This is a genomic window from Clostridium chromiireducens, assembly GCF_002029255.1.
GTDB lineage: Bacteria > Bacillota > Clostridia > Clostridiales > Clostridiaceae > Clostridium > Clostridium chromiireducens.
Window position 1 is genome coordinate 1 of the sequence record NZ_MZGT01000044.1, and the last position, 15,812, is coordinate 15,812.

The 15,812-nt window shown below is 30.5% G+C and carries 12 protein-coding genes and 1 pseudogene; 5 read left to right on the forward strand and 8 right to left on the reverse strand.

All coding sequences use genetic code 11. The features are described 5' to 3' along the window. The 5 genes and pseudogenes from CLCHR_RS15660 to CLCHR_RS15680 all read right to left on the reverse strand — a co-directional run. Nucleotides 1-328: pseudogene (locus CLCHR_RS15660) on the reverse strand (hydroxyacid dehydrogenase); the annotation flags it as partial. Between the two features lie 142 nt (nt 329-470). Next, nucleotides 471-1,235 (reverse strand): (S)-ureidoglycine aminohydrolase, encoded by a 765-nt coding sequence (allE, locus tag CLCHR_RS15665; protein ID WP_079440775.1) that lies wholly within the window; start codon nt 1,233-1,235, stop codon nt 471-473. A gap of 23 nt (nt 1,236-1,258) precedes the next feature. Continuing rightward, on the reverse strand, nt 1,259-2,479 hold the full coding sequence (locus CLCHR_RS15670; RefSeq protein WP_242966111.1) for a M20 family metallo-hydrolase: 1,221 nt from the start codon (nt 2,477-2,479) through the stop codon (nt 1,259-1,261). Between the two features lie 15 nt (nt 2,480-2,494). Further along, the gene (locus CLCHR_RS15675) at nt 2,495-3,391 is read right to left on the reverse strand and encodes an ABC transporter permease (protein WP_079440777.1); all 897 of its coding nucleotides are present in this window, start codon (nt 3,389-3,391) and stop codon (nt 2,495-2,497) included. A gap of 16 nt (nt 3,392-3,407) precedes the next feature. Next, the gene (locus CLCHR_RS15680; protein WP_079440778.1) at nt 3,408-4,166 is read right to left on the reverse strand and encodes an ABC transporter ATP-binding protein; all 759 of its coding nucleotides are present in this window, start codon (nt 4,164-4,166) and stop codon (nt 3,408-3,410) included. Nucleotides 4,167-4,468: 302 nt separating this feature from the next. Between CLCHR_RS15680 and CLCHR_RS15685 the strand changes: the two genes are divergently transcribed. The 5 genes from CLCHR_RS15685 to allB (CLCHR_RS15705) all read left to right on the forward strand — a co-directional run bounded on the left by CLCHR_RS15685 (nt 4,469) and on the right by allB (CLCHR_RS15705) (nt 11,459). Beyond that, nucleotides 4,469-6,097 carry a PucR family transcriptional regulator gene (locus tag CLCHR_RS15685; protein ID WP_079440779.1) on the forward strand — a complete coding sequence of 543 codons (1,629 nt, stop codon included), beginning with the start codon at nt 4,469-4,471 and terminating at the stop codon, nt 6,095-6,097. Between the two features lie 249 nt (nt 6,098-6,346). Then, a complete protein-coding gene (locus tag CLCHR_RS15690) occupies nt 6,347-7,399 on the forward strand; it encodes an ABC transporter substrate-binding protein (protein ID WP_079440780.1) in 1,053 nt (350 codons plus the stop codon). Between the two features lie 89 nt (nt 7,400-7,488). Next, nucleotides 7,489-8,856, forward strand: coding sequence for an allantoinase AllB (allB, locus tag CLCHR_RS15695; RefSeq protein ID WP_079440781.1), 1,368 nt, complete (start codon nt 7,489-7,491; stop codon nt 8,854-8,856). A gap of 79 nt (nt 8,857-8,935) precedes the next feature. Next, a complete protein-coding gene (locus tag CLCHR_RS15700; protein ID WP_079440782.1) occupies nt 8,936-10,015 on the forward strand; it encodes an ABC transporter substrate-binding protein in 1,080 nt (359 codons plus the stop codon). Nucleotides 10,016-10,103: 88 nt separating this feature from the next. Then, on the forward strand, nt 10,104-11,459 hold the full coding sequence (allB, locus tag CLCHR_RS15705; protein ID WP_079440783.1) for an allantoinase AllB: 1,356 nt from the start codon (nt 10,104-10,106) through the stop codon (nt 11,457-11,459). Nucleotides 11,460-12,206: 747 nt separating this feature from the next. Here the strand turns inward: allB (CLCHR_RS15705) and CLCHR_RS15710 are convergent. The 3 genes from CLCHR_RS15710 to CLCHR_RS15725 form a co-directional block, all read right to left on the reverse strand. Beyond that, complete coding sequence (locus CLCHR_RS15710; RefSeq protein ID WP_139376248.1) at nt 12,207-12,857, reverse strand: hypothetical protein; 651 nt, start codon at nt 12,855-12,857, stop codon at nt 12,207-12,209. Between the two features lie 361 nt (nt 12,858-13,218). Next, nucleotides 13,219-13,656, reverse strand: coding sequence for a GNAT family N-acetyltransferase (locus tag CLCHR_RS15715; protein WP_079440785.1), 438 nt, complete (start codon nt 13,654-13,656; stop codon nt 13,219-13,221). Nucleotides 13,657-14,189: 533 nt separating this feature from the next. Further along, on the reverse strand, nt 14,190-15,656 hold the full coding sequence (locus tag CLCHR_RS15725; protein WP_079440786.1) for an MFS transporter: 1,467 nt from the start codon (nt 15,654-15,656) through the stop codon (nt 14,190-14,192). Nucleotides 15,657-15,812 lie beyond the last annotated feature (156 nt).

Consider the following 15,812-nt stretch of genomic DNA (forward strand, 5'->3'; position numbering starts at 1 on the left):
AGTCTGCAACTGCAACAGTTGAATACCCAGCACAATTACATACCATAATATCTTTTTCTTTGCAGTAATCCATAGCAACATGATCTACTCCAGTAAATGCAACACATATCATTTTTAAATTAGGACAATTTTCTATTACTTCTTTTTTATATGGAAGATTAGAAAGAACTACAGCATCTGCCTCCTTACTTCTTTCTATTAATGTTTCAGTATCTTCTACTCTTGTATCATAATATATTATGTCTACCTCACTTCCTAAAGTATCCTTTGCCATGCCTAATAATTTATCCTTATTTACACCTAATGGCTCTAATATTACTAATTTCATTTTATTAATCTCCTTTAATAATAATTGTATTTGTGAAATTTATTTAATTATATAGTCCTTATTTATTCCTCCTAAGAAAATAAATGAATCCTATATCCAACTGCTATTTTTGAATAAATACTATTTTTCAAATCATATTGACTTACAGAGTCACATCTCTGTTACAATCCTTTGAGTAAATATAAGCAAAATTTTCTGTCCCTACACCATAAGCACATTGTGGTACATATGGACCAAACCACATAAAATCTTCTTTCTTTATTCCCATCCATGTATTATCCATTAAATACATTCCTTCTCCACTTAATATATAGGCACCATGTTCTTGTACATGAGTTTCCACGAATGGATGACATCCACCTGGTTCAAAGCATAATATATGCATATTCATGTCAAATCCAAGATCTGTTGGAAGTAAATCTTTTATAAATACATTTGCCATATCATCATAAATTCTATATTCAATGTCATTTACATTTCCTACTACCACTTTAGCTTCTAAGTCTTCATATTTTATATATACTTGTTTATATAAAAGTATTTTTGCAGCCTCTGATCCAATATTTTTAAAACTCATACCCATGCCTTCTGGTGCAAAAGCATATCCTCCATCACTTAATAAGTGTTTTTCATTTTCTATTACAACTTCTACACTTCCATTTACAACATAAATAAAGCTTTCAATTTTTTCTTCCTTTGCAAAAGGTGAGGTTGTGCCTCCTCCCACTTGTGCATCTATAATATATTGTACAAAACTTGCACCCATTTTGGGTGAAGCTACAATGCTCACCTTGCAATCTTTAATATTTGGTACTACATTGTTTACTAGGCCTTCTTTTGGTATTACAGCCCATAAACCTGGCTTAACCACTGCTCTTGTTGATAATAAGTCTTTAGGATATCCCATTTCTATCTCTCCTTCATTTCTATTTATATATTAACTATTGCATCTAATGCTACTAAAGCAGCTTTAGCCAAATGCTCATAGCTAGTAAATTCTTCTTTGCTATGACTTCTTCCAGCTTTGCTTGGAACAAATATCATAGCCGTGTCTACAGCCTCTGCCATAGGCAAACTATCATGTCCCGCTCCGCTGTTTATATGTTCATATAAAAACTTTCTTTCTATACAGCTTTTTTCAATTTTATCTTTTAAACCTTCATTCATATCTACAGGATTTATACTCAATGTGCTTGTAATCGAATATTTTGAATTATACTTACTCGTAATATTTTCAATCCATTCTTTTATTTTTTGATATATAGAATTAACTGCTTCCTGTTTTGTGCTTCTTATATCTATACTAAATGATACATTTTGTGCGATTGTATTGATTTCGTTTGGAAAAACATTTATACTTCCTACGGTTGCAACTGCATTTTTATATGTTCTTGCAATATCTCCAATATTTGATATAACTTTTGCAGCAACTTCTACTGCATCTATTCTCATATCCATTGGAGTCGTGCCTGCATGATCTGCTCTTCCTTGTATGTTTACCATATATCTTTGCATGCCAACAATAGTATCAACTATCCCAATATCTTTTCCATGTTTCTCAAGAACTGGACCTTGCTCAATATGAATCTCTAAAAAAGCTTTAATATCTTCCAAATTTCTTTTTGCTTCATATATCCTATCTGGATTTAAACCATAATCTTTCATTGCATCATATATGCTTATATTATCTGAATCTTTAAATGCTTCTAAATCTGAAACCTTAAGCTGACCAAGCATAGCTTTACTCGAAAAAAATCCAGATTTAAATCTAGCACCTTCCTCATCATTGGTACCAATTATTTCAACAGAATATTTAGATGAAAAATCTTTTTCTTTAAGTAGTCTTGCCACCTCTAATCCACAAACAATTCCAGCAATGCCATCAAATTCTCCTCCGTATTTTACGCTGTCATAATGTGAACCTATAATAATAGTTCTTTTTTCTTTTCCTTCCAATCTCCCAATAATAGCTCCTGATTCATCTATTCTAGTTTTTAAACCAATCTTCTTCATTTCATCTTCTAGATATTGAACCGCCATTTTCGCTTCTTTTGTAAAGGGAAATCTCGTGACTCCATTGCCACATGTAGATGTGAATTCCCTTAATGCTTTTAAATGTTTTTCTATATTTTTTGCAATTTCATTTATCATAATCATCACTTTCCTTTAAGACTCTACTGCACTTGTTATTCCGTCTTTTTTCCACTTAAATAAAATGTTCTCTAGAGCAGTAAGCAGACAAAAGAAGAGAGTGTATAAAATACCGATTAATATTGCAGCCAAAAACATATCGGCCATCTTAAACCAATTTTTTGCGTCTACAATTATATATCCTAACCCTGAAGATGCTCCCATCATTTCTGCCACTACCAATGAAGAAAACCCTAATCCAAGACACGCTTTCATTCCTGAAAAGATATTAGGCATAGCTGAATTCAATATTATTTTTGTAAATACTTGAACTCTAGATGCACCTAAACTTACCGCTGATCTAATAAGTACTGGATCTGTATTTTTTATTCCATCAATTACATACGGTAACATCGCTATAAATGTTGTATATGTTATTAATGTTATTTTTGAACCTTCCCCAATTCCAAACCAAATTAAAAACATTGGTAAAAACGCAAGAACCGGTATTGGCCCAAACATATTAACTATAGGCATTATCAAATTCTCAATCCATTTAAAGTTTGCAATTAGAGACCCTCCAATAACAGCTATAATAGTTCCAATCATAAATCCGCCAAGCATTCTATATAAGCTTATCCCTATATGCTTAAACAAAATTCCTTTTTGAAAATAATCATATCCTGTCTGAATAATCAAAGTCGGTGATGGTAAGAAAACTGGATTAAACCACCCTTGATAAACATTAATTCTGCTAGCCATTTCCCATATAATAAAAAATATAAATAATGAAAGTATCTTATACCACTTATTTCTCTTTTCCCTTATTGCTTGCTCAGTCTTTCTAGATATACGTGGCACATTAACTTCCGCTTCTACTTTCTCATTTATGCCTTTTAATATTGTTTCCGGCTTCATTTCATATACCTCCATTTTTATCCCTCCATTTCTATTCTGTTATTACGGCTTCATCTAAATTATCTGTAAGCCCTTTTTCAAACATTTCAACATACTTCATAAATTCAACACTCTTAGTATTTCTAGGCCTTGGTATATCTATTTTTTCTAACATCTCTATCTTGCCTTCTTTTAATAAAACAACTCTATCTGCTAAATATACTGCTTCTGGTACACTGTGAGTAATAAAAATAATAGTTTTATTTGTTGCTTTCCATATTTTTATTAACTCTTTTCTCATAGTATCTCTTGTCATAGCATCTAATGCTCCTAAAGGTTCATCCATAAGCAGTACTTCCGGATCATTGGCTAGCGCCCTTGCTATACCAACTCTCTGAGCCATACCTCCTGATAAACTTGATGGATATTTATTTTCATACCCTTGTAGACCTATTAAATCAATATATTTATCAACTATTTTTTTTGAATCTCTCTTCTTTTTTATCTTTAATCCAAACTCTATATTTTGTGCTACCGTATACCAAGGAAAAAGTGCATGTTGTTGAAATACAACACCTCTTTCTGCTGACGGCGCCTCCACCTCTTTTCCATTAACTAAAATATTTCCGTTGTCTGATTTTAAATATCCTGCTATTAGATTGAGTAATGTAGATTTACCACAGCCACTCTTTCCTAAAATACAAATAAACTCCCCGTCTTCTATATCTAGTGAAAAATCATTTAATACATATTTTAACTTTCCTTCGCATTCATCGAATGCTTTAAATACTCTAACTAACGATACGCCCATATAATTTCCTCCCTTGCACAAAAAGACGCAAAACAATAATTTGTTTTGCGCCTTTGCAAATCTATTTTATTCTTAATTAAAAGTAATTTTAACAATCAAATAACTTGTCCCTCAGGTTAATTCTAGTTTAATATATCAAATTAATATCTACAATGGTAATGTGCACATTTTTTATATATTTTGTTGTGCATATATCACATTATTTTTGACACAATTGCTAAAATATGATAATATTTTTTCAAGCAATGGTGCTAAACAAGGCCCCATTGCTTTTTATTTTCAAAAATTAAGGAGGTAATTTTATGACTTTGGAATGGTTAATAAATAGTACAGAATTAAATAATTTTAAATGTGTTGCGGGCAAGAATAAACTTAATAACCACCTATCAAGCGTAAATATATTAGATAATCCTGATGTAATACGTTGGATAAAAAAGGACGAGTTAGTGCTCACAACAGGCTATATATTTAAGGATAGCAAAGAAGCACAGATTAATATAATTAGAGAATTAAAAGAGACTGGCTGCTGCGCCTTAGGTATCAAAATCAAACGTTTTTTTGAAACAATTCCTGAAATAATGATAGAAGAAGCAGAAAAAGTCGGTCTTCCACTAGTAGAAGTCCCATTTTATTATTCCTTTTCTGAAATAAGCAAATTAATATACAATAAAATATACTCCAATGAACTTAATAATGATCTACTTCAATATAGTATTATTAATAAACTTTCCTCAGCATTTTTTGAAAATCAAGGCCTTGATGTTATGATTAATGAATTATCTCATTTTATAAATAAATCTATTATAATTACAGATTGTGATTATAATGTCTTTTCCGCCATATTCAGCTTAGATTATAAACATCTAATAAATGAAATAGATTTGCCAAAAATATCTCCTACTGAAATTGCTTCTCATATTAGCCATACTGAAATTAGCGATACAGCTTATAGAAAGCTAAAAATAAATGATGAGGTATTTCGTTTTTTTGTACTGACGTTGCCAAACTTTACAGGCCTGGTATGTGTCTTAATTGACGATAATGATATTTCTTCATATGATAAACTTCTGCTTGAGAAAGCTAAAAATATAATTTCTTTAGAAATAACGCAATCTAACAAAGCAAAGAGTTTTTCAAACTCCTACCACAATTTTTTCTTTGATTTTTTAATATCTGAGAATGCAAGAAGTGAAAAGGACATTTTAGAAATATGTAATTTTTATGATTTTGATTATACAAAGAAACGTGTATGTGTTTCCTTTGTTTTGGAGAATTGTGGCAGTGATCAACATAGAAATAAAATAATATCCACCCTGCAACAAGCAATTTCCAATAAATTTCGTGACCATCACGGTTTATTTTTATGTGCAAACAATAATATATTAAGCCTATTTCTATTTTATAAATCAGAACAAAGTAACATTTGGGCTGTAAATAATACTTATAATATTATTTCCGATTTTTATAATAAGTTAGGTGATAGTATAAGTTGCACTATAAACATTGGGATAAGTAGATGTCATTCAGGAATAAACTCTATACGTACTACTTTTAAAGATACACTAAATTGTATAAACTTAAAAAAACATCAAAACGATGCTGATCATATTTGCTGCTATACTGATAAACTAGAATATCATCTTCTTTCTACTCTGCCTGAATCGTATTTACTAAAACTATGTGAGGATACTATAAGCCCATTAATTGAATTTGATAAAAACAATAATGCAAATCTTATTGACACATTAAGAATATATTATCAAAGTAAATTTAATTCAACAGACACTGCGAAGAAATTATTTTTGCATAGAAATACTTTAATTCATAGATTAGATAAAATAAAAGAGTTGCTGCATAGTGACTTTATAGATAATGATAGAATGTTCTCCATATATCTCGGAATTTGTGCTTATGAAATTCTTAAAGATTAACTTTTGTGCAAATAGTTATATTTTTATACGTTATTTATGCAACTTGCCTATTATCATACAAAAAATTACTGTTATAATAATAATATAGTAAAATTTACTACAAATTTTAATGAGTATGAAAAATTAATAATCACGTGATTTTTACAACGGCGTAAATATAAATAACTATTTATATTTATGCCTTTTTTTATTTAAATTAAGCAATATCATCACTTGATAAATCATTAAATGATTGAGGGGGAAATTAATATGAAAAAATTTAGGCTAAAAAATTTATTAACTATCTTCACTACTTTTGCAATACTTACCACTTCACTTTACGGTTGTGGTAATTCAGCAAATACGGCACAAACTTCTACTGCTAACGATAAGAAACTTTTTGAAATAGAAGCATACGGTGTGGTTGATCCTCAAATATCAGCACAACAGATTATAGCTGATAAAAAAGAATTTTTTGAAGAAGAAGGTTTAAAAGTAACAAATAAATTATTGCAATCTGGTGGTGATATTTCACCTTTAATTTCTGGTGGCAGTGCTAAAGTATCTTTCGAAAGTACCTATACAGATATTGCTCTTGCTGCAAATAATGTTGATGTAAAGATTCTGGCAACCATGGCTAACATAGGTGATACACAATGTGTAGTAGCTGGTAAAAATGTAACTATTAATAGTGCTAAAGATATTGAAGGCAAAAAGATAGGTATAGCTTCTGGTGCTGGTGTACTTATAGCTATACGTAATATGTGCAAAGATTTAGGTGTTGATGTAAACAAAATTCAATTTGTCATCTTATCACCTTCTGATCAAATTTCTTCATTAGAACGTGGAGATATTGATATGATGGCTTGCTGGGAACCATGGGTCTCAAATGCAGTAAAGACAGGAGGAAAATTATTATTCAGTGGATTGAATTCTTATTTACCTGAAAAAACTGGTCCTGTTGAGTGGCTAAATTTCCATACTACTTTGCAAGTTACTGGAGACTTTCTAAAAAATAATCCAAAACAAGTAGAGTCATTACTTAAAGCGCTATCAAAGGCAACTGATTATATAAATAAAAACCCAGAAGAATCTGCTAAGATAATAGCTCCTGAAATCAATCTTGATGAAAAACAAGTATTAAGTATTATGAAAAAAAATGTGTATACTATGAAATTTGATAAATCATTTATAGATTCTTCAAATGAAATGGCAGCCTTTATGCATGAAATGGGAAATATTAATTCTGTTCCAAAGTTTGAATCATATGGTGACCCTACTCCTTTAAAAAATGCTGTTCCAGAGCTTGTAACAGCTAGTTAATTCTCATTATAAAGACGTATACAATTTACACAATTAGATTATTTGGTCTTTATATCACAACAAAAATTTTACAATAAGGGATGTTAATTATGTATGATTTATTAATTAAAAATGCAAATATTGTGACTTGTAATAATATTTCTTTTGGAAGTGTAGCTGTTAGTAATGGAAAAATCAAAGATATTTTTTTAACTGATGAAACAATAGATGCTAAGCAAATATTAGATTTAAACGGTAAATATCTATTTCCTGGTTTCATCGATTGCCATGTGCATTTCGATGAACCTGGCTATACCCTGCGTGAAGATTTTAGTCATGGTACTGAAGCTGCAGCCATAGGTGGAATATCAACAGTTATAGATATGCCATTAAATAATAAACCGCCTGTTTCTAATAAAGATATTTTTGAGGATAAGTATAACTTAATAAAAAAGAAAGCTTTTATTGACTATGGTTTCTGGGGTGCTCTTGTAAACTATAATATGGAGGACCTTAATGAATTAAGTGAAGCCGGTGCTTTGGCTTTTAAAAGTTTTATTTGTGATGCGGGTAAAGATTATACTTCTTTAGACTTACATGAAGTTGAAAAAGCCTTATTAATATTAAAAAACTTTAACGGTCTAGCTGGTTTTCATTGTGAAGACTATGATATGATACAAAAATTACAAAAAGAAAAATTGTCTGAAGGTAGAATTTCTGCAAAGGATTATTTAGATTCCAGGCCGCTAGACGCCGAATTAATTGCAACTAAAAATGTAATAGCTATTGCAGAAAAGACTGGCAGTAGAATTCATATATGTCATGTTTCTCATCCTCTTGTTGCAGAGGAAATCAGGAAAGCAAAAGCAAAAGGTATAAAAGTTACTGGAGAGACATGCACCCATTACCTAATGTTTACTGGAGATGATTTAATACATAAAGGGATGTTATTTAAATGTTCTCCTCCATTAAGAACTAAGGAAGCTTGCGAGGGGCTGTGGGAATATATCTGTGATGGAACTTTAGATTGTATTTCCTCTGATCATTCACCAGGCACAATTGAAGAAAAAACTGAAAATGATCTTGGCGCATTTGGTGCCTGGGGTGGTTTAAGTGGTGTACAAACTACTGTCCAAATATTCTTCGACCAATTAGTAAATCAACATAAATTAAGCCCTTCCATAATGGCTAGAGCATTAAGTAAACGTCCTGCTGAAATATTCTGCATATATGGCATAAAAGGTGATATTTCAATTGGTTTTGATGCAGATTTTACTGTTATTGATCAAAATGAAACATGGAAAATTTCTGAAAATAGTTTAAAATATTTAAATAAAATTTCAGCTTTTGTTGGTTTGGAGGGCAAAGGTGCTCCTGTTTTGACAATAGTACGTGGAAAAATAATTGCTAAAGATGGCAGCATAGTTATAAATTCAGGTTATGGAAATTTAATTAAACCTAACAAATCTAATATTTAGTTTTACAAAGGTGTAAACATAAAAATTCTATGTTTATACCTTTTCTGTTATATTCAAAATTTATTTAGGAGTGATTAATATGAAAAAAAGTAAATTATTAAAAAAACTGTTCTCTATATTAACTCTAACTACAATAATATCAACAAGTTTATTTGGTTGCGGTACTTCTTCAACTTCAAGTACTACAACATCGTCTAAGGAGACTGCTAGTTCTGATAGTTCCTCTGATAAATTATTTGAAGTAGATGCATACGGTGAACTAGATCCTCAAGTATCTGCCCAACAAATTATTGCAGACAAGCTTGGGTATTTTAAAGAAGAAGGATTAAAAGTAAATAATAAATTAATGACTGGTCCTGATCAAAATGCACCTCTTGTTGCCAGTGGTACTGCTTCAATATGCTTTGGATCTATTTATAACAATATCGCTGTTGCTGCAAATGGTGTTAAGGTAAAGGTACTTGCTCCACTTGCCAATGCTGCCGGTACTCAAAGTGTTGTTGCTCGTCCTGGTTTAAATCTAACTTCTGCAAAAGATTTAGAAGGCAAAAAAATAGGTATGACTTCCGGAGCTGGAGTACTTATTGCAATCCGAAATATGTGTAATGAACTAGGAGTAGATATCAATAAAATTAATTTTGTAAATTTACAAGCATCAGAACAATTATCTGCTTTAGAAAAAGGTGATATTGATGCTATGGCTGTATGGGAACCATGGGTTGGTAAAGCACAAGCTATAGGAGGTAAGTTACTATTTAGCGGCACAACTTCAAATTTACCAGAAAAACAAGGAAATGTTCATTGGATTGACTTCTATATGACAGTCCAAGCCACTGAAAGCTTCTATAATCAGCATCCTAAAGAGCTAAAAAGTTTCTTATCAGCTTTAAATAAGGCAACTAAGTATATAAATGAAAATCCTGAGGATTCAGCAAAAATTATTGCTACTGAAATTAATATTGATCCTAAAGATTGCCTAAGAATTATGAAAAATAACGTTTATTCTATGAAATTTGATGACCAGTTTGTCTCTGGAACAAATGCTATGGCTAATTTTATGTTAGATATGAAAAACATAAACAGCGTCCCTGATTTTTCTCAATATACAGATACTAAAATTCTTTCTTCATTAGATCCTTCATTAGTAACTGCTAAATAATAAATATTAAGTGTAGATAAAATATTTTAATACATAATTTTATCTACACTTTCAGTCTTTTAAAATTATATATGATTGGGTGGTAAATATGTTTGATATACTTATTAAAAATGCTAATTTAGTAACTTCTGAAAAAATAAAACTTGGAAGTCTTGCAATAAAAGACGGTAAAATTATAGATATTTTATTTGATAATTGTGAAGTGAATTCAAAAATAATTATCGATGGTACTGGTAAATACCTTTTCCCTGGACTAATTGATGCTCATGCGCATTTAAATGAACCTGGTTTTACAACTCGTGAAGATTTTTATCATGGAACAAGAGCAGCAGCAGTTGGTGGTGTTACTACTGTTATAGATATGCCAATGCAAAATGAACCTGCATTATATAGCAAAGATATCTTTCTATCAAAGGAAGCCTGCGTTTCCTCAAAAGCATATATTGATTACAGCTTTTATGGAGCCCTTGTTACTTATAATTTAAATAATCTCGAGGAATTAAATTCATGTGGTACCGTAGCTTTTAAAAGCTTTTTTGCCCCTGTAAGCCCGGATTACACACCTTTAAATACAGGAGAAATTAGAACCGCATTATCCATTATAAGAAAATTTGATGGTTTAGCCAGCTTTCATTGCGAAGATTACAATATTATCACCTACGAGCAAAATAAAGCCATTAAGGAAAGTAGACTAGGTCGCAGAGATTTTCTTAATTCACGCCCTGTAGTCGCAGAACTTATAGCCGTAAAGAATATTATAGAACTTTCAAAAGAACAAGATTGCCGTGTTCATATATGCCACGTAAGTCATCCTGTTGTAGCAGAAGAAATAAAAAAAGCAAAGATAGATGGTGTAAGAATCACAGCTGAAACTTGCCCACATTATTTAATTTTCGATGAAAATGACTTTCTTGCTAAAGGAGCTATTTTCAAATGTGCTCCACCGCTTCGAACTTCTAAAGATAAAGAAAAATTAATAGATTATGTTTGTGATGGAACTATTGATATGATAGTAAGCGACCATTCCCCTTGTGCTCCTGAAGAAAAATCAGAAGATATGGGAATCTTTAATGCTTGGGGCGGCATCAGTGGAATTCAAACTGGCCTACAAACTATGTATGATTACCTTGTTGTTAAAAAAGGAATTTCTCCTTCACTAATATCTAAAGTAATGTCTACTAATCCTGCAAAACACTTTGGAATAGATAAGAAAAAAGGTTCTTTAAAAATAGGCGCTGATGCTGATATAGTTCTTCTAGATCCAAATAAAGAATGGAATATTACATGTGACAGTTTAAAATATTTAAATAAGCAATCTGCTTTTGTTGGCTTAGAAGGAACTGGACTTCCTGTTCTAACTATATTACGTGGAAAAATCATTTCAGAAAATGGTTGCATAACTAAAAATACTCCATATGGGCAATTAATAAAACGAAAATTGTAAAAAAGTCAGCTTCCATGATTTGAGGCATACAAATGCAACTCTTTCTTTTCGAATAAGGAATTGACATTAAAGTTATTCAATCACGTTTAGGTCATTCAGATATTAGTACAACACTAAACATATACTCTCGTGTCGCAGTGGAAATGCAGAAATCTCCAAAATAAAAAAATTTTCAATATGCGAGATAAGCCATAAGCCGAGTTCTGTTTCCAATTCTAGTATATTTTATTGTACTTTATCGTATCTTACAATACTCTCTAGTTACTGATATAACTGACTTTGAGGTATATTGTATAATTTACCATATTAAATTCTATTTTATTATATTTTACTGATGGTAGGAAGAATGTCGGAAGTTTTAATTCTTCCTACCATTCTCTTAAATGTATATTGATATAAAATCCCACCCATTTCTTATGTTACGTAATATCAACAATTCAACAATAACATTCATATTAAAAGCACATATAATTATAAATAATTCAATTATATATAGTTAATAATCGTTTACCAACTTTTTTATTTTTCCTAGCTCTTTTAATTTTTTTAGTAACCCAAATGCTTTTATTTTCCCAAAATAATTACATCACTACTATCTATTCTTTCAATTAAACACCTGCACTTTTAAACAAATGCAGGTGTTTAATTGAATTTTTCATTTTTCAGGAAATTCAATCTCTAAATTCATATAATTTAACGTTTATATTTCTTCGTCGCTCTTCGTTGCACTTCGTCGCTTTTAAATTTTTATTCCTGTTTTAAGATATACTTAATTTGATTTCCACTTCCTACTTTATCTATTTTTTCTTTTTTCATAAGGCTATTAAATACTCTTACACTCTTATGCTTTTTTAAATCTAATTCTGATCTACAAAGTGAATTTGTAATAAATCCATGGCTAATTATATAATTAAGTATTTTAGTTTCATCATCATCTAATTTAACTTCAAAATCCACTTCATCATTCTTATTTTCTATAGATCTTGGATTTTCAAAATCAAACATACTAGAAAGGCGATATTTAGTTCCCCTTCCAAAACCATCTGTTTCTAAGAATCCTTTATTTACTAATGAAGATAGTATTTTATTACTATTTACTGTATGAGTATTTAAAAGCTCTTGTAATCTATTATTAGTTACACATTCCTCTTGTTCTGCTGCTACTAAAGCCATTACTTCATCTTTACTTAATTTCGAATATTTTTCTTTAAGGACTGATTTAAGTTTTTCAGTACTTTCTTTTGGCAATATTGATGTTGTTTTTAAAGTTAATGTAGTTCTATCTGGATCATATGTTTCTTCTAAATCTGGAACTATCCATTTTTGCTCTCTCCATGCTAAGTGGATATTTTCAAGACCAGAGCCAGCTCTTTCACCTACGCCTAGCAAGTTAAACATCTTAAAAATATTTTCATTAAAAAAGCAAGGGAAAATAAAAAAGAATGATCTACTATGGTGCAGTAGACCATTCTACATATTGGTTAATATTTATTTAATAAAGGGAAATAGTGCTTTAACTACTCTATATTCATATATTACATGTTTATTATGTCAGCAATATGGCACTTTATTATTTACTTTTGCCTATTCCTAATATAAAAATGAAAATACCATATAATTTAATTTCATGATTGCCTCTTAATTATACTTAATAAAATTCTATAATCATCACTTTATATTTCTATTACATCTTTTAAGAATATTACAAATCAAAATTCTACTATACAGTATCTTTATTATAGACTAAGACAAGTAATTCTTAGACTTGTCTTCTAAAAACATAACTTGATTTAGTATATGCCATCTTATTTTCATAAAATCTATGTGCATCAGCTCTTTCGAAGCCAGAAGAAAGTACTACTATCCCACATCCATTTTCCTTACCCCAAGTTTGTATATGTAATAAAAGTTTTTCTCCATATCCTTTTGACCTTTTACTTTCATCGGTGATTAAGTCATGAACCCAGATATGTTTTCCATAATATAAGTTTGTAAGCTGGATTACACCTGTAACTGCAACAATTTTCCCTTTTTCAAATAGGGCAAACATTTTATATCCTTCCGTGTACATCTCTTTTATAAGTTGTAAATATTTTTTCTTATCTAAATCAGTTAGTAATTGTTTCATTACTAAAAAAGCATCTTTCCACTGCTCTTCTTCTGTTAATTCTTTAATTGTTATTAAGTCCTCGGTCATTTTTTATTCCTCCATTTATTTAATTTCGATACTTAAATTATAATTTCAATCTGCTATCATTAAAAGTATCAATTTCTATATTTTTTACGGTACCAGTTGCAGGAGGTTATAGGAATGTCTGAAATAATACCTATTTTAGATGGTAATAAAAATACTCCACTTTATGTTTAACTTTATGAATATAAAAAACCAAAAATATAAAGGGAACGATAAAACTTCCTTGCCATGTCTAAATTAAAAACAGTTCTTTTATATGCATCTGCAGCACTATCTTCATTAAATGAAGCTTCTTATTCACTATTAACACCTTATCTGTCATAAACATAATATCCCTATTACAAGGAAGAAGGCGTGTAGATTTAGCTATTTGATGGGCTTAATATCTCTATTATTAGGATTGGTACTCCTATATACTTATTATCTGTAAAACCACTTTTATTACATATTACTGATAAATCAGGATTTACTAACTTTTCGCCTTCAATGTCATCATTTATTAATAGAATATCGAAACGACTTTTGATGTAAATAACTTAACTGCTTTTTTTGATCTTTAATTGCAGCCCAATATTAAAAATTAGAGCAACTATTAACAATACAAGTGCCACTATCATTATATTATGAAGTCCGCCATACATAATCTGTTTCATAAGCGGTATTAAATCTTTAGGCAAATCCCCTGAGCTTTGTGAATCACTTAGTTTATTTAACATCGCAATAGTAACTTCTCCATGAGTGTCAGCAACACCTTTATTTAAAGCATTATTTAAAATTACTCCATATATTGATGACATAAATGTCTGACTCAAAATACGCAATAAATATGCAAAAGATGTTGCAATTGGAATATCTCGTTTTTCCGCATCCTGTTGTACACTAATTTGTAAAATACTAAAACTTAACCCTAAACCAAAGCCTTCAAATGCTCCCGATACTAGCAAAACCCACATTGGTATTACTATTCCAGCAGATACCATAATACTAAAAGAAATTATAAAGGCTAAGGTTCCTAAAGCTACTGTTCTATATTTGCCAAATGCTGGCTGTATAGCTGGTCCAACTATTGAACCCGCAAAGTTTGTAAAAGAACCTGGAATCTGCGTAACTCCTCCAATTAAAGCACTTACTCCTAATAAGCCTTGTGCCCACATTGGTATGTATATATTAAATGCAACAAATGCTCCCCATAAAAGAGCAAATAATATGAAATCAACTACTAATGGACCATTTTTAAAAAGTCTATTAGGAATAATAGGATCTGCTGCTTTTTCTTCTACTTTAAATAGTACTATCAATAAAATTAGACCGATAATAATTAAAATACTAACTAGGCCGAGCGATGCTGTTTCTATCATTTGAATTCCTGTTAAAAGTATCACCAAACTGGCTACCATAATACCAGCACCTAGATAATCAATTTTTTCACCATTAGAAATTCTTTTTGTCTCCTTAAAGAAAAATTGAACACTTAATATTGAGATTAATGCAATTGGTACATTAATATAAAATACCCAATGCCAACTAAAAGTATCTACTATCCAGCCCCCAATTAATGGCCCAATAATAGCAGCTGCACTAAAGCTTGCTGTGGCATATCCAACAACCTTAGCTCTCTTTTTTAAATCTTTATACAAATCTGCATAAATTATAAATGGGATAGTGTTCATTCCACCTGCCCCTATTCCCATGATAGTTCTTGCAATTAAGAACAATATAATATCACTTGATAATGCCTGAAATATTGAACCAATAGCAAATAATAATGTAGCTATCTGATAGGTTCTTCTATTTCCAATCCTTTCTCCTAATTTACTCCATAGTGGTGTTACTACTGCCATTCCCAATAAAAAAACAGCAACTATCCACCCCATGTATTGAATTCCATGTAAATCACTTATAATTGCAGGCAATGCGGTGTTTACAATTGTTCCATCTAATCCAGCCATCGCATTTGACAACAGTAACGCCAGTGTTACAATCAAAATTCCTTTCTTATTCATATTTAAAAAATTCCTCCTTATATAGCTTTCTCTTTATTATAATCTAGTTTAGGTTTTCAACAATATTTTCTTTTAAGTGCATGACACAGATGCTCCTACTACCCTAATTAAGTTGAAAATAATAAAAATGAATAACATAAAAGAGCACTTTTTTAG